The sequence below is a fragment of the Calothrix sp. NIES-2098 genome, assembly GCF_963875125.1.
Lineage (GTDB): Bacteria > Cyanobacteriota > Cyanobacteriia > Cyanobacteriales > Nostocaceae > Aulosira.
The window spans coordinates 7,601,751-7,621,020 of record NZ_CAWNKJ010000001.1 but is presented as its reverse complement, the minus strand read 5'-3'; the positions used below and the strand labels follow the sequence as shown (position 1 = coordinate 7,621,020).

Annotated in this window: 15 protein-coding genes and 1 other RNA gene; 7 read left to right on the top strand and 9 right to left on the bottom strand. The window is 42.6% G+C overall.

Going from position 1 to position 19,270, the window contains the following annotated elements:
- Positions 1–122 precede the first annotated feature (122 nt).
- The 6 genes from AACU33_RS32125 to groL all read right to left on the bottom strand — a co-directional run bounded on the left by AACU33_RS32125 (position 123) and on the right by groL (position 6,529).
- A complete protein-coding gene (locus AACU33_RS32125) occupies positions 123–1,184 on the bottom strand; it encodes a Gfo/Idh/MocA family protein (RefSeq protein ID WP_339376409.1) in 1,062 nt (353 codons plus the stop codon).
- 97 nt (positions 1,185–1,281) lie between these two features.
- On the bottom strand, positions 1,282–2,001 hold the full coding sequence (gene rnc, locus AACU33_RS32120; protein ID WP_096594323.1) for a ribonuclease III: 720 nt from the start codon (positions 1,999–2,001) through the stop codon (positions 1,282–1,284).
- A gap of 156 nt (positions 2,002–2,157) precedes the next feature.
- An RNA gene (gene rnpB, locus AACU33_RS32115) (RNase P RNA component class A) lies at positions 2,158–2,601 on the bottom strand.
- Positions 2,602–2,649: 48 nt separating this feature from the next.
- Positions 2,650–3,360, bottom strand: a complete 711-nt coding sequence (locus AACU33_RS32110) for a hypothetical protein (RefSeq protein ID WP_096594322.1) — start codon at positions 3,358–3,360, stop codon at positions 2,650–2,652.
- Between the two features lie 62 nt (positions 3,361–3,422).
- Complete coding sequence (corA, locus tag AACU33_RS32105; protein ID WP_096594321.1) at positions 3,423–4,565, bottom strand: magnesium/cobalt transporter CorA; 1,143 nt, start codon at positions 4,563–4,565, stop codon at positions 3,423–3,425.
- Positions 4,566–4,867: 302 nt separating this feature from the next.
- Positions 4,868–6,529 (bottom strand): chaperonin GroEL, encoded by a 1,662-nt coding sequence (groL, locus tag AACU33_RS32100; protein ID WP_096594320.1) that lies wholly within the window; start codon positions 6,527–6,529, stop codon positions 4,868–4,870.
- A gap of 294 nt (positions 6,530–6,823) precedes the next feature.
- Here groL and AACU33_RS32095 point away from each other — a divergent pair, with 294 nt between their 5' ends.
- Entirely contained in the window at positions 6,824–7,915 is a 1,092-nt protein-coding gene (locus AACU33_RS32095) for an MraY family glycosyltransferase (RefSeq protein ID WP_096594319.1), read from the top strand.
- 112 nt (positions 7,916–8,027) lie between these two features.
- Positions 8,028–9,122 (top strand): M4 family metallopeptidase, encoded by a 1,095-nt coding sequence (locus AACU33_RS32090; RefSeq protein WP_096594318.1) that lies wholly within the window; start codon positions 8,028–8,030, stop codon positions 9,120–9,122.
- Between the two features lie 67 nt (positions 9,123–9,189).
- Here AACU33_RS32090 and fabG read toward each other — a convergent pair whose 3' ends face one another.
- The gene (gene fabG / locus AACU33_RS32085) at positions 9,190–9,957 is read right to left on the bottom strand and encodes a 3-oxoacyl-[acyl-carrier-protein] reductase (protein ID WP_096594317.1); all 768 of its coding nucleotides are present in this window, start codon (positions 9,955–9,957) and stop codon (positions 9,190–9,192) included.
- Positions 9,958–10,335: 378 nt separating this feature from the next.
- Here fabG and trxA point away from each other — a divergent pair, with 378 nt between their 5' ends.
- The 5 genes from trxA to AACU33_RS32060 all read left to right on the top strand — a co-directional run bounded on the left by trxA (position 10,336) and on the right by AACU33_RS32060 (position 16,676).
- The gene (gene trxA, locus AACU33_RS32080) at positions 10,336–10,653 is read left to right on the top strand and encodes a thioredoxin (protein WP_096594316.1); all 318 of its coding nucleotides are present in this window, start codon (positions 10,336–10,338) and stop codon (positions 10,651–10,653) included.
- Between the two features lie 377 nt (positions 10,654–11,030).
- A complete protein-coding gene (locus tag AACU33_RS32075) occupies positions 11,031–12,251 on the top strand; it encodes a sensor histidine kinase (RefSeq protein ID WP_096594315.1) in 1,221 nt (406 codons plus the stop codon).
- A 169-nt stretch (positions 12,252–12,420) separates the two neighbouring features.
- Positions 12,421–13,086: a response regulator gene (locus AACU33_RS32070; protein ID WP_096594314.1), complete on the top strand. Its 666-nt coding sequence runs from the start codon at positions 12,421–12,423 to the stop codon at positions 13,084–13,086.
- Positions 13,087–13,411: 325 nt separating this feature from the next.
- Complete coding sequence (locus tag AACU33_RS32065) at positions 13,412–13,780, top strand: response regulator (RefSeq protein ID WP_096594313.1); 369 nt, start codon at positions 13,412–13,414, stop codon at positions 13,778–13,780.
- A gap of 85 nt (positions 13,781–13,865) precedes the next feature.
- On the top strand, positions 13,866–16,676 hold the full coding sequence (locus AACU33_RS32060) for a GAF domain-containing protein (protein ID WP_096595457.1): 2,811 nt from the start codon (positions 13,866–13,868) through the stop codon (positions 16,674–16,676).
- A gap of 8 nt (positions 16,677–16,684) precedes the next feature.
- Here the strand turns inward: AACU33_RS32060 and prmA are convergent, their stop codons facing one another.
- The gene (gene prmA / locus AACU33_RS32055) at positions 16,685–17,605 is read right to left on the bottom strand and encodes a 50S ribosomal protein L11 methyltransferase (protein ID WP_096594312.1); all 921 of its coding nucleotides are present in this window, start codon (positions 17,603–17,605) and stop codon (positions 16,685–16,687) included.
- A 76-nt stretch (positions 17,606–17,681) separates the two neighbouring features.
- Positions 17,682–19,262 (bottom strand): phosphoglycerate dehydrogenase, encoded by a 1,581-nt coding sequence (serA, locus tag AACU33_RS32050; RefSeq protein WP_096594311.1) that lies wholly within the window; start codon positions 19,260–19,262, stop codon positions 17,682–17,684.
- Positions 19,263–19,270 lie beyond the last annotated feature (8 nt).

Genomic DNA, 19,270 nt, shown 5'->3' with positions numbered 1-19,270 from the left:
TTATTAGTCAAGAGTCAATAGTCCAAAGTCAAAAGTCAATGGTCATTTGATTAAAGGCGATAGGCTATAGGTAATAAGCAAGAGTCAGGGGTGAGAATTATTTTTCCACGTCCCCATGTCCTTTAACTCTCAGGTTTGAGAAACACAACTTCCCCACCTCGCTGAAGAGATACTGTGAGGGCGGTGAGAATTTGTACTAAGTCTGTACTTACCCAACCAGATGAAACAACTGGGGGAGTATTTTTGAGGATACAAGTAATAAAGCGATCGCATACTCGTTTTAAAGGTTCGCCTTTTTCTATTTCCAGTACCTCTTGGCTTTGATTCATTGGCAAAAATTGATTGTCCTGGTATTTCAATTCACCACTTAGCAAGGTCAAAGGCGATGGATGTGACATTTCATCAAAAATCAAGCTACCACGCTGACCCACAACCACTAAGCGTCTTTGTTTATCGGTATTCAGCCAGCAAAGATGAATATATGCTTGAAAGCCACCTGGATATGTCAGCGTCACCCATACTAAGTCAGCTAACCCGTGGTTGTGGTTAAAAGTTGAGGGAGATGTCTCCTTGTCCCCTGTTTGCAACCACACCGTACCTGTTGCTTGCACTTTCACGGGTTGCTGACCCAGCCAATTGTTAAAAATGGCAATATCGTGAATCGCTAAGTCCCACAATGCGTCAACATCTTGGCGGACTGGCCCTAAATGGGTGCGGGTGGCGTAGCCATAGCGTAAATCACCTATTTTCCCTGCCTGAATGACAGCTTGCCCTTTCTCAACGCCTGGGTGAAATAAATATGTATGATCCACCATCAGTATTAAATGCTGTTGCTCTGCTAAGTGGCAAAGTTCAAGACATTCTAATGGATCTAAAGTTAAGGGCTTTTCTGCTAAAACATGGTATCCCAGGTTAAGAGCATACTTAATCAGGTCATAATGAGTTGTAGCTGGAGTTGCGATCGCCACTGCACTCAAATCTTGTACTTGCTTGATAGCCTGCCACTCGGTAGTTAATAATACATTTTCACTTAAATTAAATTGCCGTTTTACCGCCACCAAACGTTCGGGATTTGGATCTACAACCGCGCCAATACTTACTTGAGGATGTTCTAAAAAATTCCGTAGCAAATGTACGCCCCAACGCCCAACGCCCAGGACAGCAATTGTAATTTGGTTATTCATTGGTTATTAGTCAAATTTTAAGAGTTAAAATTTTGACATTATTATTTAAACTCTTGATTAATAACTAAATTATCGGCTGAGAAATAGCTGGTTGAGTTCAGGGTTGTCCCGGATTACTAATAGATAAAAAAGCTACTTTGGCTGCGGCTTGTTCGGCAGCTTTAATAGAACGTCCCTTGCCTTGACCTAACTGTTTACCGTGTAACCAAACTTCCGCAACGAAACGTTCTTGATTGCGGTGGGGTTGAGTTACTTCTACAACGCGATACTCTGGTAAAACTTTAAATTGCGCCTGAGTCCATTCTTGCAGCGCGGCTTTGTAGTTTAGCCTAGCCGGATCGAGACGAATTTCTGCTGCTAGTTGTTTGAAGTGAGGGTCTAGCCAAGGACGGATGAGATCGAGATTGTTTGTACTGAGATACAATGCACCCAGAACAGCTTCAAAAGCATCAGCCAGACGAGATTCTTGCCCAACTTTGTCCGCAGTAGCACTACCAGCGACTAATAAATAAAGCTCTAAACCATATTCTCTGGCCAATTGAGCGAGAATGCGATCGCTCACTAATACAGAACGAATTGCGGCAAAATCGCCTACTGGGCAATCTGGATAATGTTCCCACAAAACCACAGCCGCTACTAAGCGAACCACAGCATCACCAACAAACTCCAGTTGCTCATAATTTGCGGACTCAGAGACAGTCGGATGAGTCAGCGCTAAGTCTAGCAGTTGCCACTGTATGGGTGCTTCTTTGAGTAGACCTAATTTTTTAACTAAACTTTCAAGTTGTCTTTGACGGCGTGGATAAGCGAGAGACATTCAATCAGAAGGGGGACAAGGAGGACAAAGAGACAGGGGAGGAGGGAGCACAGGGGGCGAGGGGAGAAATAATTAACAATTTTTGTCTATTGCCTTTTGACTCTGGACTCAATAGCAATGCCCTATCCCCCATGCCCAATGACCAATAATTAAAAAGAGAGAGAGCAGATCGTAAGCCGGGTTCTGTTCTCTGATGTAGAGATGTTATTGTAACTTCCCTACAATGAGGGCGGTTATCTATCTGGGACGCCTGTCACCAGACGCCTCTAGCGGCTCTGTTTTTGCGGAACTGGTAAAAGACCAACCATAGTTCCTTTCGCCTTGCTCCCAACCGGGGTTTACCGAGCCAGCGCCTCTCGACGCTGCTGGTGCGCTCTTACCGCACCTTTGCACCCTTACCAAAAGTAAATCCAAAATTTTTGTTTCAAAACTCTTGATTTTGAATTTTGAATTTTGAATTGTTTTGGCGGTATCTTTCTGTGGCACTATCCTCACGATCGCTCGCACTGGACGTTATCCAGCAAGTTTGGTCTTTCGGGAGCCCGGACTTTCCTCAAATCAGTTGTTTTAACCGATCTGCAACCGCCTGCGTCTACTCCCTCCCTAGATCCAGTGTAATCTTGGATGGCATTGTGTGTCTGATTTGAATTACTTCTTTTTATTCCAAGGTAGAGCGTATGTCCAAGGCAGTTTCCTGATGGTGAACGGACAATTGATAATGCACATTGGCGGAATATTGACACCAGGAGCTAAACCAACACGCATCTCGCTGATTCGCAGTACTAACTGTAGTGAGAAGTCTAACTGTTTTGTTCTGTTAACAAAATCGTTATACAACTTTCTTTGCGCCTTAACAGGACTTTTTTGCAAACCACTAATATCTATTAAGGCTTTTGTTGTTGAGTAAGTTCCTGTAGTTGCATCCCTGGCGAAAACATCTTCTGCTGTCACTATTGCAGAAAGCGTTTTCTTAGGAGCAACAAGGCTGGGACTTTGCGGTACAGCTAAGTCACGGGTCAAGTCTGGTGATTTGCGAATTACTCGGCGTGATTGCTTGTTGTGCTCGACTACTATCGAGCTATTATCCCAATCGACGTAGATAGCAAGATTATCAGATTTATTTTCAATGCTAACTGACAACTCTTTCAACTCGTCAAATGAGTATGATGGGCTAAGTCTAAAAGAAATCCCTACTTGGTCTTGGAGATTTTGCTCTTTGAGTTGATCGTCAACCACTCCTTTTTGATGTTCAAATTTAACTTTGTCAGCGATCGACTCAATCATCAGATTAATAATATAAGTGACGCCGATAATATAAAGCGTCAAAACAATTAAATTTTGGTCGCCATTCCCTCTCATAAATTAAAATAAATACTCCCTGTAGTAATTTTATATATTTGTTTCGTACCCATACCCGATACTTAATCTTGTTTGATCGTTACAGAGCGTTCTAGCCAGCCCCGCCGCCAAAAAAAGAATAGTAATCCAACTGCGATCGCCGCCATAATTGCCAAACACATCGGGTATCCCCAATACCAATTCAGTTCAGGCATATTATATGGGGATTTTTCGGTATTGAAGTTCATTCCATAGATTCCCGCTACAAAAGTTAAGGGAATGAAAATTGATGAAACCACCGTTAGTAGCTTCATGATTTCATTCATTTTGTTACTCACTGCTGACAAGTAAACATCCATCAATCCTGATGTCAGTTCGCGATAAGTTTCTACCATATCAATTACTTGTACAGCATGGTCATAACAATCTCTCAGATAAATTCGCACCTCATCACCGATTAGTTCACCGCTATCTCGCATCAAAGAACTCATGACATCCCGCTGCGGCCAGATAGCGCGACGCAGTTGCAGCAATTCTCGCCTAATTTTATAAATCTTCTGTAGAGTTTTTTGGGTTGGTTTGACGATCGCTTCCTCTTCTAAATCTTCAATTTGCTCGCCGTAACGTTCTAACACAGGAAAAAAACCATCAATAATTGCATCTAATAGAGCATAAGTTAAATAATCTGCTCCTGATTTGCGAATTATACCCTTGGATTTTTCAATTCGCGATCGCACTGCTTCAAAGCAATCATGTTCTGGTTCTTCTTGTACAGTTAGCAAATAATTTTTACCTAGAACAAAACTTACTTGTTCGCTATGAAAACCATAGGCATTCTCTTTTGGCACTACCATCCGAGCAATTATTAATAACTGGTCTTCATAGTCTTCTGTTTTGGGGCGTTCTGCCATATTAACTACATCTTCTAAAACTAGAGGATGTAGATCAAAAACTTGTCCCAATCGTTGCAATATATCAATATTTCCTAAACCCTGCACATCCACCCAAGATACAGATGCCCTATCTAGATAGCTGATGCATTCTTCGGGAGTTTCTATTTGTTTACTAATATAATTAGTTTGGTTGTAATCAATCAAAATGATTTCAGGAGCTTCAGCATTTTCATCAATGACGAGAGTTCCCGGTACATTCCCTGGTTGGTGATAAAAGTCCTTGAAAAATGGTTTTTTAACTTGTTTGGAAAGCCGACGAATTTTTCTAATCATGTACTTTAACCTTTAATAGTTAATAATTAGTGAGATTTTCATCTTCTAAATCTTTCAAAACTAAATACGAGATTTTTGATTAGTGCTAATAGCAAAATCTAGCTATTCTAAATCATTGGGATAAATTAATAATTTGATAGTTGGCATTGCCCACCCTACAAAGCCAATCTAACATCCAAAATTGGTTAACTATTCAAGCCGATATGATATCATTCCTTCACCTTTAGGTCAGAAATAATAAAAAACAGTTTGCCTTGACTAAGACAAACTGCTTAATAAATATTTATATGGGGAAGCGGAGATTAGAACATACCCATGCCGCCCATACCACCCATACCGCCCATACCGCCCATACCGCCATCAGCGGGAGCAGCAGGAGCTTTCTTTTCAGGCTTTTCGACAACGAGGGCTTCAGTGGTTAAGACTAAACCAGCAATAGAAGCAGCATTCTGTAAAGCAGAACGCACGACTTTCGCCGGGTCGATAATACCAGCAGCAATTAAATCTTCAAATTCCCCAGTAGCGGCATTGTAGCCAATGTTGAAATCAGTCTCTTTGACTCTGGAAACGATGACAGAACCTTCAGCACCAGCGTTGTCGGCTATTTGACGTAGTGGTGCTTCCAGTGCGCGTCCGATAATCTCAGCTCCAATTTTTTCTTCACTATCTTGGAGGCTATTTTTAATCGCTTCTACCTTTGTTGCCAGGTGAATCAGAGTAGTACCACCACCAGCAACAATACCTTCTTCTACCGCCGCTTTGGTAGCGTTTAAAGCATCTTCAATGCGCAGCTTCCGGTCTTTGAGTTCGGTTTCTGTAGCCGCACCAACTTTAATCACTGCTACACCGCCAGCTAACTTGGCAATGCGTTCTTGCAGTTTTTCTTTATCGTATTCGGAATCGGTTTCTTCCAACTGCTTGCGAATTTGCCCGATCCGCTTTTGTACTTCTGGCTTGGTAGTACTGCCGGCGACAATTGTAGTGTTTTCTTTGTCGATGGTAATTTTACGAGCAGTTCCTAAAGCTTCGATAGAAGCAGTATCCAAGCTTAAGCCGATTTCTTCTGAAATCAACTGACCATCGGTAAGAATGGCAATATCTTGTAACAAAGCTTTACGGCGATCGCCAAATCCTGGTGCTTTGATTGCAGCCACGGAAAGGACACCCCGGGCTTTATTCACAACCAAAGTTGCCAAAGCATCTCCTTCTACGTCTTCTGCGATTACCAGCAAAGATTGACCCAAACGCGCAACCTTTTCCAGCACAGGTACTAAATCCTGAATGCTGTTGATTTTCTTGTCGGTAATCAAGATGCGGGCATTTTCAAATTCCACCGTCTGCCGTTCGTTGTTGGTGATAAAGTAGGGAGAAATGTAACCCCGATCGATCTGCATCCCCTCTACTACTTCTAGTTCAGTTGTCAGGGACTTAGATTCTTCAACGGTAATTACACCGTCTTTAGTGACTTTATCCATTGCTTCGGCAATCATACTGCCGACTTCTTCATCATTACCTGCTGAAACTGTAGCAACTTGAGCGATCGCACTTCCTTCCACTGGCTTGGCAATTCTGGCAATTTCTTCTACCAGCGCCTCAACAGTCTTTTCGATCCCCCGTTTTAAACTTACAGGGTTGCTACCAGCTGCAACGTTCTTTAACCCTTCCCGGATCAAAGCCTGTGCTAAAACCGTGGCTGTAGTAGTACCATCACCAGCAACATCTTTAGTTTTAGATGCAACTTCTTGGATCAGCCTCGCACCTGTGTTTTCTAATGGATCTTCTAATTCAATTTCTTTAGCTACAGTGATACCATCGTTAACAATTTGGGGGGCACCATATTTTTTTTCTAAAAGAACGTTACGACCTTTTGGTCCCAGAGTGATTTTTACGGCATCAGCAAGAGCATTCACACCCCGTTCTAGGGCCCGACGCGATTCTTCATCAAATGCAATAATCTTCGCCATGTTTCATTTCTCAAGCGCTTCCATTAGACAATTTAGCACTCACAGAGCAAGAGTGCTAACATCCAAAACTGCTCAAATTGACAAATGGAAATAAAAAAATAACTTTAGAGCGTTAATAGCCCATAGTCTTTAGTCCATAAGTGTTATGGAGACAGGGTGCAGGGAGAGAAAGAAATAACTATATGCTACTTAAGCAATGGCAAATAACTCTTGACTATTGACTATTGACCCTTGACTCTTGACCTTTATTGATTAATATACAGTTGATGCTTATGGTAATGGTTGAATTGGGAGATGAATTTAGACCACTCCCTTAAATCCCTCGGTATTGCTGACCCTAGCGGCACCGGCTGGTTGGCTGTAGTATTTACGTTTCTCTTAGCTTGGCTAGTAACATGGCGGTTGATTCCCACAGTACGCAAATTTGCCTTGCGGGTAGGTTGGGCTGACCAACCAAACGCACGGCGGCTTAACCGAGAACCTTTGCCCAATGCAGGGGGTCTGGCTATTTATACGGGCGTCATTGCCGCACTGGTATTAGCTACTCTCTTAAGACCAATCGAAGTACAAAGTGTATTGGCTCAAGTACTGACTATTCTTTTGGGAGGGACGATATTAGTTCTGGTGGGCTTTATTGATGACCAGTTTGGCTTACCTCCCTCAGTACGGATGTTTACTCAGGTTCTCACAGCACTATTGCTGGTGGCTAATGGTATTAGGATTGAAATCGCTTTTGGCACACCAATAGACTACATTCTTTCAATATCACTGACAGTATTTTGGGTAGTAGGAATTACCAATGCCATCAATTTGATGGATGGTATGGATGGTTTGGCAGGAGGGGTAAGTTTTATTACTGCCATGAGTCTGTTGGCAGTTTCTGCCCAGATTTCATATCGTGCAGCGGCAACTCTAGTATTGGCTGCATTGGGGGGCGCAGCCTTGGGATTTTTGCGTCATAACTTCCACCCTTCCCGGATTATTATGGGTGATGCCGGAGCCTACTTTTTTGGCTATGTGCTAGCCGCAACTAGTATTTTAGGAAAACTCCAAGTTAACACCGTATTTTCTCTAATTCCTACAGTTTTATTTTTGTTATTGCCTGTTTTGGACACTACTCAGGTAATTGTACGACGACTGATGGCAGGGAAAAACCCCATGAGTACTCCTGGCAAAGACCACCTACACCATCGCTTGCTAGCGTGGGGATTCTCCCAACGCCGTGCTGCATACACTCTTTGGTCAATTACCTTAGTTTGTAATTTGTTGGCGATGAGAATGCAGCATTTGACCTTAGTACAAATGCTAGCGACAACTATCAGTATCATCTTCCTGATTGGCTTTACCATTTCGGGGAGAATACGGAAAACAGAGTGTATTTCCTGAGTAACTTTTTGTGACGAAAGTTGTAAATTTTGGCTAATGTTCTTGGAGCAATTAAAGTGGCGATCGCAGTTTGATTTGCGATCGCCACCTACGTATTTTAAGGATAAAAGCTATGTATCGTAATCGAGGCTCTGCCAAGTCAAAAGGTTGTCATCCAGTTAACCAGATTTGTCCTATCTGTTGTGTGGTTCCACCACATATGTTGAAAGAGATAGCCAAACGTGGCAATTCTCAACAAAGTGACTGGGCTTTTCAGAGCTTAACTCGTTCAGCCAGGATTCGCGGACAGCGTGATGTCTTAAGCTTAATGCCCACAGTCAAATCCACTGGAGAAAAGCGCCGCACCATTTACGATGCTAAACAAGGTACAGACCTTCCAGGCAAATTAGTACGTGGTGAGGGCGATCCTCCCAGCAATGACCCAGCAGTAAATGAAGCCTACGATGCTGCTGGTGCTACTTATGATTTTTACAAAGAAGTTTATAAGCGAAATTCCGTTGACGATCGCGGTTTGCGTTTAGATTCTACCGTTCATTACAGTCAAAGCTATGACAACGCCTTTTGGGACGGTAGCCAAATGGTTTACGGTGACGGCGATGGGCAAATTTTTACTCGCTTCACTAAATCAATTGATGTGATTGGACACGAACTAACCCACGGTGTTACGCAATACGAAGCTGGTTTGCGTTATCAGAACGAACCAGGAGCGCTGAATGAGTCTATGTCTGATGTTTTCGGCTCCTTAGTAAAACAACGCGTACTTAATCAGACAGCAGACCAAGCTGACTGGATTATCGGCTCAGATCTGTTTATGCCTGGGATTAAAGGTGTGGGCATTCGTTCGATGAAGGCACCAGGAACCGCATACGACGATCCCGTACTGGGTAAAGACCCCCAACCAGCCCATGTAAAAGACTTATACAAAGGGCTTGAAGATAACGGTGGCGTGCATATCAATTCAGGTATTCCCAACTATGCTTTTTACTTAGCAGCAGTAGAAATCGGCGGTTATGCTTGGGAAAAAGCCGGAAAAATTTGGTACATCACTTTAAGAGATAGATTGCGCTCTCGATCAAATTTTTCTAAGGCGGCACACCATACAATCTCCGTGGCTGGAGAATTATATGGTCAAGGCAGTAAAGAACAAAGCGCCGTTCGTCATGCTTGGAAACAAGTAGGTGTAGAACCAGCGCTGTTTGGATTCTAATTTCTCAATGATGAATGTTAAGTGTAAAGTACTCAATCTGCACTTTACACTTAACATTTAGTGAAATTTATGCCATCACCATACCACCATCAACGTTAAACACTTGTCCGGTAATGTAGGCGGCGGCGGGATCGGCGGCGAGGAAACGTACCATCCCCGCAATTTCTTCTGGTTGGCCGTAGCGACCGAGAGGTATGTATTTAAGTAGTTCTTCGGTGTTGCTGAGATTGCTGGTCATATCAGTGGCGATGAAACCAGGAGCGACAGCGTTAACGGTGATCCCGCGAGAAGCCATTTCCTTAGCCACGGTTTTAGTAAAACCAATCACACCTGCTTTAGCGGCGCTGTAGTTTGCTTGACCGGGGTTGCCCATTAGCCCAGCGACGGAAGTAATATTAATAATTCGCCCAGAACGTTGCTTGAGCATGACTTTGCTAGCAGCGCGAGTGCATAAAAAGACACCAGTAAGATTGAGATCGATAACAGCTTGCCAATCTTCTGGTTTCATCCGCAAAAGTAGGGTGTCGCGAGTAATACCCGCATTGTTGACGAGAATATCGATGCGCTTAAACTTTTCGATGACGGCGTTGAATAGTGAGTCTACTTGTTCGGCTTTAGAAACATCAGCTTGTAGCGCTAAAGCCTGACCGCCTGCGGCTGTAATTTCCGCAACTAAGCTGTCAGCCGCAGCACCAGAACTAGCATAATTCACAATGACATTGGCTCCGTAGCTAGCTAATTCCAGCGCGATCGCTCTGCCAATTCCTCGTGAGGCACCCGTAACAATTGCTACTTGTCCGCGCAATTTTTGTAAATTCTCATTCAAAAGTTCCATGAAATATTTTTTGAATCACCGCGCTAATTATCTTATGGTGATTTGAGTCATATTTTGTACTGGTTTGGTATGGGCACGGGGCAAGTAGCAGGCAGAAGAACAAAGGGAGAGTCTTTCTGTAATTTTCCTCCTCTACACTCCTGCTTCCTCTGCTTCCTTGAGCTTTTTTCATGTATGGGCATGAAAATTTTGAATTAAGACTGCTTTTTGAGTACATTTCTATAAACTCATCGAGTTTAGGAAATTTTAAATTTCAGCAGCTAAATTTTGATTACGAAAATAGTTAATTTTCACTTAATAAAAACAAAATGATGTTACACCGTTTTTTTTAGGCACGCATTACTATTGAAAACAAACAACAGAAAATCGGTGTGTCATATGACTACTAAAAAACAATTCAACAGCTTTGAAGAGATGTTGTCTAGTTCTGATGTACCTGTGTTGGTAGATTTTTATGCTGAGTGGTGCGGCCCTTGTCAAATGATGGTGCCAATTTTAGAGCAGGTAAATGCCCAACTTCAAGGTCGGTTACGTATTGTTAAAATCGATACAGAAAAATATACAGAGCTAGCAAGTCAGTATCAGATTTATGCTCTACCAACTTTAGTATTGTTTAAGCAAGGTCAACCAGTAGACCGGATTGAAGGAGTAATGCAAACACAGCAGTTAGTGCAACATCTCCAACGCGTGATTTAAGATTGTTCTGTACAGAGGCGCGGATTTTCGCGTCTCTAATAGGCAAAAAGATTTATAAAAATAAAAAATTTTCAATCATTAAAAACTGTCTAATAACCAAAAAGTAAGAAGTTTAGCCAATCTACTTTGATAGATGTTAATTTTATAATTATATTTATTAATTACAGCTTGAATAATTGTATTTGTAATTAGTACAAATACAATTATTCAATGGGAATATAAAAGTTAAATTCTCTACAACTAGAGCATAAAAATTTATGAACTACAGATTGGTTATTTTTTGTAAGTAACTCATACAGCTTTATATTTTAATAAGTGAAAAAGATTTCACAAATTAAGTATTTAAAATAGCTGTTGCCCATTCAATAAAGCCTAATATGTCCGAATTTTGGAATAATTTGTTTAATTTAGGATCGTTTATTCCCCACGGTCACTGTTATCTTTGGAAGCCAGAGTTAATATGGTTGCATGTGATGTCCGACTCGCTGATTGCTTTAGCATATTACTCGATCCCCATCACACTGGTTTATTTTGTGCGCCAGCGGCAAGATTTGCCTTTTGATTGGATATTTTTGATGTTTAGCGCTTTCATTATTGCTTGTGGTACTACCCATATAATGGAAGTTTGGACACTGTGGTATCCCACTTATTGGCTTTCAGGTTTGATTAAAGCTATCACAGCACTAGTATCAGTATATACGGCAATATCTCTAGTACCACTCATACCTCAAGCGATCGCTCTACCTAGTCCAACACAATTACAATCAAGTAATCAAGAACTACGACAACAAATTACCCAGCGTCAGCAGGCAGAAAATGCCTTGCAATTAGTCAACGACGAGTTAGAAACAAGAGTAAAGCACCGAACTTTAGAACTAGCTCAGATCAATGAAGAATTGAAAACTGAAATTGCCCAACGGCTAAAAGCACAAAAGCGATTGCAAACCTTATCTGGCAAATTAATTGAGGCACAGGAAACAGAACGTCGTCGCCTGGCACGGGAATTACATGATGAAATTGGTCAAGCATTGACAGCAGTAAAAATCAATTTGCAAACCTTCCAACATTCATCCAATCTCAGTGAGGCAGAATTGCCATTACAAGAAAGTATTGACATAGTTGAAGTTGCTTTGCAACAAGTACGCAGCCTATCTCTCGACTTACGGCCATCCTTATTAGACGATCTGGGACTAGTAGTAGCACTGCGCTGGTACATAGATCGTCAAACGCAACGCTCTGGCATCATTGGAGAATTGGTGAGTCAGCCCTTAGAAACCAAGCTATCGGCTAATTTAGAAACAACCTGCTTTCGTATTGTCCAAGAAGCCTTAACCAATGTCGTGCGCCATGCCAAAGCACAACGGGTAATTGTTGAATTATGGCAACAGGACACTCAGCTACACCTCATAATCCGCGATGATGGTATTGGATTCGATGTGAATTTAGCCAGGGAAAAAGCTACTAAGGGAGGAAGTTTAGGTTTGCTGGGAATGGAAGAGCGTGTTGTGCTGATTGGTGGTCAAATCGATATTAAATCTGTTCCTCAACATGGCAGTAAAATTCACGCTATTTTCCCACTTTCTCAAAATCAAACTTGAATTACTCGATTGTTTTAGATAAAAGCACGGGAGAATGTGAAAATCATGCCTTCTTGCAAAATTATCTAGTTTGATTCCCACTCACAACTTCACACCTTATATTTTGAAGTTTTTTGCTTATACACAATTTGCTCAAGGCAAAAACAGCTAGTTTCAAAAGATCGGCTAAATGACCGCAGACCCACAATTAACTCGTATTTTATTAGCAGACAATCATACCCTTGTCCGTGCTGGATTGCGTGCGCTCCTACAAAATATCCAAGGTATACAAGTAATTGCAGAAGCAGGTGATGGACGTGAGGCTTTGCGCTTGATTGCAGAACATCAACCGGATGTAGTGTTGATGGATATTGCCATGCCCGAAATGAATGGCTTAGAAGCCACAGCACACGTGGTTAAAGAATTTCCCCAGGTACGGGTAATTATGCTTTCCATGCACGCGAATGAGGAATACGTGTTGCAAGCATTACGTATAGGCGCAATGGGTTATTTATTGAAAGATGCTGGTATTAGCGAACTGGAACTAGCAATCAAAGCTATTTCTCAAGGTGAAACCTATCTTAGCCCAGCAGTTTCTAAGCACGTGGTTGCCAATTATTTACAGCGGGTAGGCCATGAATCTAATTCTTTAGAACAATTAACATCACGCCAGCGCGAAATTTTGCAGTTAATTGCCGAAGGGAAAAGTACAAAAGAAATTGCGGAATTATTGTATATAAGTGTGAAAACAGTAGAAACCCATCGGATGCAACTAATGAAGCGGCTAGACATTCATGATGTTGCTGGTTTAGTGCGCTACGCTATCCGTATGGGACTGGTGATTTCTGATAGCTAATGCAAGAAAAAATTTTGATCGTTATGTAGTACTGGCTTGCTGCTTTCTCAACATCTGGCGTGGAGCAATACCCAATATGTTTGGGTTTTGAAAGCATTGCTTACCCAACAAATGCTTCTCTTCTGTTTGACTGGTAATGACTCAGGAATATATCAGGATTTTTCTGTTGGGATCTCAGGGTTTTCCTGATTTAGCTATCCTAGGAGGTAGCGTAATGTATACATCAAGTACAACAAACAAGAGAAAACTTTCCTAAAAGTCAAATAATATTTTTAGCTTGACCTACCAGTAATACTAGTTTTCTGGACACTTACCAATTAACATTATGCCTTCTGTGCGCATTCTTTTAGTAGATGACAGCCTTGCTTTTCTCGAATCTGCTGCCCGCTTTTTAGCGATTGATAAGGAACTCGAAATAGTTGGGCGTGTTCTTTCAGGAGAAGAGGCGCTGGTACAAGTGCCACAATTGTGTCCAGATCTAGTGCTGATGGATATGACTATGCCAGGAATGAATGGTCTGGAAGCAACACGTCAGATTAAGCAACACTCAAGTGCGCCATATGTTGTCGTTTTAACACTCAATGATGGCAGTGAATATCGCACTGCTGCTCTGGCTGTGGGTGCTGATGGATTTGTTACTAAATCGGAAATTGGTAAAGCATTACTGCCTTTAATCTACTCCCTATGTACTTAGGCAGAGTTGAATAATAATGATTAAAAATATACTTAATAATCCAGCAAAACTTGCTACTACTGAGTACAAGCGAATTGAGATCGTAATGCTGCCAGAATCAAACGGAAAGAAACCTATTATTACTGTAGAGCGAAGCGCCGAACAAATTAAGGCAGAAATTCAAGCAAAATTTGGTTTTGTGCCACCTTTTTTTGAACCAGCAGAAAATACTCCACAAGTGCTGGAAAATCTTTGGCAACAGACGCTTTCTGCTTATGTAAACAATCCACTGCCAGATCTATTTAAAGAAAAACTTTCTGCTTATCTTTCGCGCTTCTGTGCAGTTCCTTACTGCATGATTTGCCATAGTTGCACTTTACGTCCTTTAGGGATGAGTGCGGCGGAAGTTTTGGAGTTATTGCAATCTCCTTTTCCATCAATCATCGATATTGATGAACATCTCAGTTTACTAGTAACTAACTCTCATTCCCTAGGTGTTTGGCCAGAATTCAATTCAGCATTAGAAACAAGTCTGCTGTACTGTGCAATATTTATTGCTGTGGCGTCAGAGCAAGCCGAGCATTGTCGTCAAGAGTTGCGGCGGATTTTGGGGGATGTAAACTACAACCATCTGATTGTATTTATCGCTTATGTGAAGTCTTGCCTTGTATGGATGGAATTTCATCCAGAAGTGTCCTATGAAGCAGATCAGCGCGCGATCGCTCATTTGGCTCCTTTACTGGAAGAGGAACCTGCTTTGGCTGACTTCTTTCGGAACTATCGTGAAAGAGTCAGGTTAGAATCCCAGAGTCAAGCAGCACAACTGGCTGAACTAACTGCACGTCAGCATCAAGAGGAAGTTAGGCAAAAGCAAGCTGAACGCGAGCGACTGGTGGGACAGATAGCACAACATATCCATCAGTCTCTTGACTTAAGAGAAATTCTTAATACTACAGTCTCAGAAGTTCGGCAGTTTCTTCAAACTGAGAGGGTGTTTATTTACCGCTTCTGGGAAGATTGGAGTGGCTCGGTAGTAGTTGAATCTGTAGCTATTGGCTGTTTGCCTATTTTAGGAACAACTATCAAAGATTCCTTTTTTGTAGAACCTAATTGCCGCCAACTATATCAACAAGGTCGCACCCAAGCTGTAGCAGATGTTTACAAGGCGGGTTTTTCTCAATGTCATATTGATTTAATGGCTCGGCTGGAAGTTAGGGCTAACTTAGTCATACCAATTGTGCAAGGTGAAAAATTATGGGGATTGTTGGTGGCTAACCACTGTTCCCAACCGCGACATTGGCAACAGTTAGAAATAGAATTGCTCAAGCAGTTAGCAACGCAATTAGCGATCGCAATTCAGCAATCGGAACTTTATCAGCAAATCCAAAGCGAACTCATCGAACGCCAAAAGTCGGAACAGAAAATCCGCGAACAAGCCGCCTTGCTTGATGTCGCTAACGATGCAATTATTGTCCAATCTCTAGACAACCACATCCGATTCTGGAATAAAAGTGCCGAGCATTTGTATGGTTGGAAGGCATCTGAGGTGATGGATAGAAATGCCCATCAGTTAATATCCTTTGCAACTTCGTCCCAACTGCAACAAGCCCAGCAATCTGTAGTTGAGTCTGGCTCTTGGCAAGGGGAGCTATCCCAAGTTACAAAAGCAGGAAAAGAAATCATTGTTTCCAGCCGCTGGTCATTAGTACTCGACTTCCTGGGAAAACCGCAATCCATTCTGATTGTCAACACCGACATTACAGAGAAAAAACAACTGGAAGCGCAATTTCTCCAAGCCCAGCGTTTAGAGAGCATTGGGACTCTTGCGGGCGGCATTTCCCATGACCTCAATAATGTATTGACACCAATTATTACCTCATCCCAACTGTTAATGAAGACACAACTCAGCGTCGAGAAGCAACAGCGGTTACTGAGCATAATTGAAACGAGTGCTAAACGCGGCGCAGCTTTGGTCAAACAAGTTCTGTCGTTTGCCCGTGGTGTAGAAGGTAAGCACACGATTTTAGAACTCAAGCACTTGCTATTAGAAATTCAGCATATTGTTAAAGAGACATTTCCCAAATCGATTGAAGTGGAATTAAATATATCACCAGAACTTTGTGCGGTTTCTGGAGATGTTACCCAACTGCATCAGGTCTTAATGAATCTAGTAGTTAATGCTCGCGATGCCATGCCTGATGGTGGCAAGTTGAGCCTTCATTTAGAGAATATTTTCATTGATGAAAATTATGCCCGGATGAATCTTGACGCTGCTGTTGGTCACTACAGTGCGATCGCTGTTGCCGATACGGGAATCGGCATGAAATCGGAAGTTTTATTGCGAATTTTCGAGCCTTTTTTCACTACTAAAGAGCAAGGCAAAGGTACAGGGCTGGGTTTGTCAACAGTCATCGGCATTATTAAAAGTCATGGTGGTTTTGTGACTGTGGAAAGTGCAATTGGCAAAGGAACAAAATTTCGCGTATTTCTGCCAACAGTTTTGGCTACTCCAGAGTCAACATCAATCAATCAAGAACTGCTGCAAGGGCAGGGAGAATTAATTCTAGTTGTTGATGATGAAGCCCCAATCCGAGAAATTACTAAGACATCACTCGAAAAATCGAATTATAGAGTCCTTACAGCCAGTGACGGCTTGGAGGCGATCACTATATATTTGCAGCACCAAGATCAAATCAGTGTTGTGTTGATGGACATGATGATGCCAGAAATGGATGGACTAACTACCATCCGAGTATTAAAGCAAATTAATTCGCGGATTGTAACGATTGCCGCTAGCGGACTTACCGATAGCTCGCAGTATAGTTCGGCATTGGGCACAGATGTGCAAGCATTTTTGGCCAAGCCCTACACCTTGCAAGAATTACTCAACACATTACACGGGTTACTCAGGGCATAATGCCTTTCTCAAGAACGTCGCACATTCAAACAACACCACTCTTTCTTTTTCCACAAAGTAGCAATCACCCAACCATGTTCCTCTAAAGCATCAGCTACGGCTTTAGATTGCTCAAGTAAAATTCCACTGAAAATCGCCCAAGTGGTTGGCTTGGCGATCGCGCTAATTTCGGGAACCAACTGAATAATTACCTCAGCCAAAATATTGCAGACAATCCCATCTACTGGTGCCTCAATCATTTTCTGCAATATATCTACGCTTCCTTCTGCTGGGACTAAGCGTTCTGGACTAATGTCGTTGAGTGCGCGATTGCTGAAGGTCGATTGTACTGCCAAAGGGTCAGTGTCTACGGCATAAACTTTCTCTGCGCCTAATAACACTGCCCCAATCGAAAGAATACCAGATCCGCAGCCAATATCTGCAATTACCACAGGCTCTTTTTTTAGAGATGAGTTAGCCAAAGCTTTTGGTAGGTCAGTCATTCGCATTTCTAGCGATTCTAGACACAACTGAGTTGTTGCATGATTGCCAGTGCCAAATGCTACACCTGGATCGAGGCGAATCACTAGGCGTTCTGATGTTTCTGGTAATGGTAGCCAGGCAGGATTGATCAAAAAGCGATCGCCTATTTCCTCTGGTTGCCAATATTGCTTCCAGCTAGTAGCCCAATCTTCCTCATTAATTAACTGCCAGTGTAAAGCAGGTGCGGCTAATCCCACGCACAAAGCATCTTGACGCAGCCACAGCGACAGTGCAGCTAAATCTAGTAAATGAGCTTGAAATTCCGGTAAATAAGCCCTGACTAAAGAAGCATTGCCTTTGCCTTCAATAGCTGTACCACGACAGCCAAAATCTTCCAAACGCCAAAAGATAGAATCTTCTAGGTCTGGCTCGCATAAAATCTGTAGTTCCCACCAAGTTTTTGCCATATTTAAAGTATGAAGTGTAAAGGGTGAAGTCTGAAGTATTAAATTTCATCCTTCATCCCTCAACCTTCATCCTTGTTTATAGTGTGACTGTATATGCGTCTCGAATTCCAGGCACCTTGGTAATCTCAGCCAAAATACCTTCAGGTAAGGGATCGTCGATACTGAGAGCCATAACTGCATCACCCCGGACGATTTTCCGGCCTACCTGCATACTGGCAATATTCACATTAAAACTGCCGAGTAAGGAACCGAGTTTGCCGATAATTCCTGGCATATCGCGGTGTAGAGTGAATAGCATATATTTGCTGGGAGGGACGTTAATCGGGAAACCGTCAACGTCAGTTAGGTGAATTTCCTTCTCGCCTAACAAAGCGCCGGTCACAGAGTGAGTTCCCAAAGTACCTGTAGCTTCTAAATGCAGAGAACCTGCATAGTCACGTACAGAAGCATCTCTGGTTTCAATTACCCGAATTCCGCGTTCTTTAGCTTCAATGCTGGCATTAACGTAATTTACCCGTTCCCGCAGTGCTTGGTAAAGCAGTCCTTTGAGGGAAGCGACTACCAAAGGCTGACTCTTGTTAGTTGCGAGTTCGCCTTGTAATCGAACATTGAGTAGTTCTACTCTACCACCAGCCAATTGTCCTACCAGGTTGCCCAAAGTTTCTGCAAGCTGCATGTAGGGTTTGAGTTCTTCCAAGACATCAGGGCCGAGTCCAGGAATGTTCACGGCAGAACGCGCGGGTAAGCCTAACAGCACATCGCGAATTTGTTCGGCAACATCTATCGCCACATTCACTTGTGCTTCCGCAGTTGATGCTCCCAAGTGAGGGGTGAGGATTATTTCCTTACCTAGCGATCGCAAATCTGATTCGCCTAAAGGTTCTGACTCGAACACATCTAAGGCAGCACCAGCTATTGTACCTTCTTTGATTGCTTGCGCTAAAGCCGCTTCATCAATGATGCCACCACGAGCGCAGTTAATAATCCGGGCAGTAGGTTTCATCTTTGCCAGCGTTTTGGCATTGATTAAGTGGGTAGTTTCTGAAGTTTTGGGGATGTGTAAGGTGATATAGTCAGCTTGCTGCATGAGCAAATCTAAATCCACTAACTGACAGCCAATTTGTTCGGCTCGTTCTGTGGAAATGAAAGGATCGTAAGCTAAGAGTTTCATCCCCATCGCTTTCGCCACAGCAGCCACATGGGAGCCGATTTTACCCAACCCGACAATACCGATAGTTTTTTTGTAAACTTCTGCGCCGACAAAAGTTTTGCGATCCCACACACCGCTTTTCACCGACACATTAGCATCGGGGATGTGACGAGATAGAGATAACATCATCGCGATCGCGTGTTCGGCTGCTGCGATCGTGTTACCTTCAGGAGAATTAACCACTACAATTCCGTGGCGAGTGGCGGCGGGAACATCCACATTATCCACACCCACACCAGCACGACCGATAATTTTTAACTGCGTGCCAGCTTCAATAATTTCTTGGGTAACGCGCGTACCAGAACGAATCATTAGCGCGTCATATTCACCAATGATTTCTACCAGTTCTGCTGGTTTTAAACCTGTTTTGACATCAACAGTAGCAACTTGCGAGAGAATGTCAATTCCAGCCTGGTCAATAGGATCGGAGACAAGAACCTTGGACATGATTACTT

What these genes read in the sequence shown, in the direction of transcription:
- AACU33_RS32125 (WP_339376409.1), bottom strand. Translation starts at nt 1,184, where the DNA reads ATGAATAACCAAATTACAATTGCTGTCCTGGGCGTTGGGCGTTGGGGC.
- rnc (WP_096594323.1), bottom strand. Translation starts at nt 2,001, where the DNA reads ATGTCTCTCGCTTATCCACGCCGTCAAAGACAACTTGAAAGTTTAGTT.
- AACU33_RS32110 (WP_096594322.1), bottom strand. Translation starts at nt 3,360, where the DNA reads ATGAGAGGGAATGGCGACCAAAATTTAATTGTTTTGACGCTTTATATT.
- corA (WP_096594321.1), bottom strand. Translation starts at nt 4,565, where the DNA reads ATGATTAGAAAAATTCGTCGGCTTTCCAAACAAGTTAAAAAACCATTT.
- groL (WP_096594320.1), bottom strand. Translation starts at nt 6,529, where the DNA reads ATGGCGAAGATTATTGCATTTGATGAAGAATCGCGTCGGGCCCTAGAA.
- AACU33_RS32095 (WP_096594319.1), top strand. Translation starts at nt 6,824, where the DNA reads ATGAATTTAGACCACTCCCTTAAATCCCTCGGTATTGCTGACCCTAGC.
- AACU33_RS32090 (WP_096594318.1), top strand. Translation starts at nt 8,028, where the DNA reads ATGTATCGTAATCGAGGCTCTGCCAAGTCAAAAGGTTGTCATCCAGTT.
- fabG (WP_096594317.1), bottom strand. Translation starts at nt 9,957, where the DNA reads ATGGAACTTTTGAATGAGAATTTACAAAAATTGCGCGGACAAGTAGCA.
- trxA (WP_096594316.1), top strand. Translation starts at nt 10,336, where the DNA reads ATGACTACTAAAAAACAATTCAACAGCTTTGAAGAGATGTTGTCTAGT.
- AACU33_RS32075 (WP_096594315.1), top strand. Translation starts at nt 11,031, where the DNA reads ATGTCCGAATTTTGGAATAATTTGTTTAATTTAGGATCGTTTATTCCC.
- AACU33_RS32070 (WP_096594314.1), top strand. Translation starts at nt 12,421, where the DNA reads ATGACCGCAGACCCACAATTAACTCGTATTTTATTAGCAGACAATCAT.
- AACU33_RS32065 (WP_096594313.1), top strand. Translation starts at nt 13,412, where the DNA reads ATGCCTTCTGTGCGCATTCTTTTAGTAGATGACAGCCTTGCTTTTCTC.
- AACU33_RS32060 (WP_096595457.1), top strand. Translation starts at nt 13,866, where the DNA reads ATGCTGCCAGAATCAAACGGAAAGAAACCTATTATTACTGTAGAGCGA.
- prmA (WP_096594312.1), bottom strand. Translation starts at nt 17,605, where the DNA reads ATGGCAAAAACTTGGTGGGAACTACAGATTTTATGCGAGCCAGACCTA.
- serA (WP_096594311.1), bottom strand. Translation starts at nt 19,262, where the DNA reads ATGTCCAAGGTTCTTGTCTCCGATCCTATTGACCAGGCTGGAATTGAC.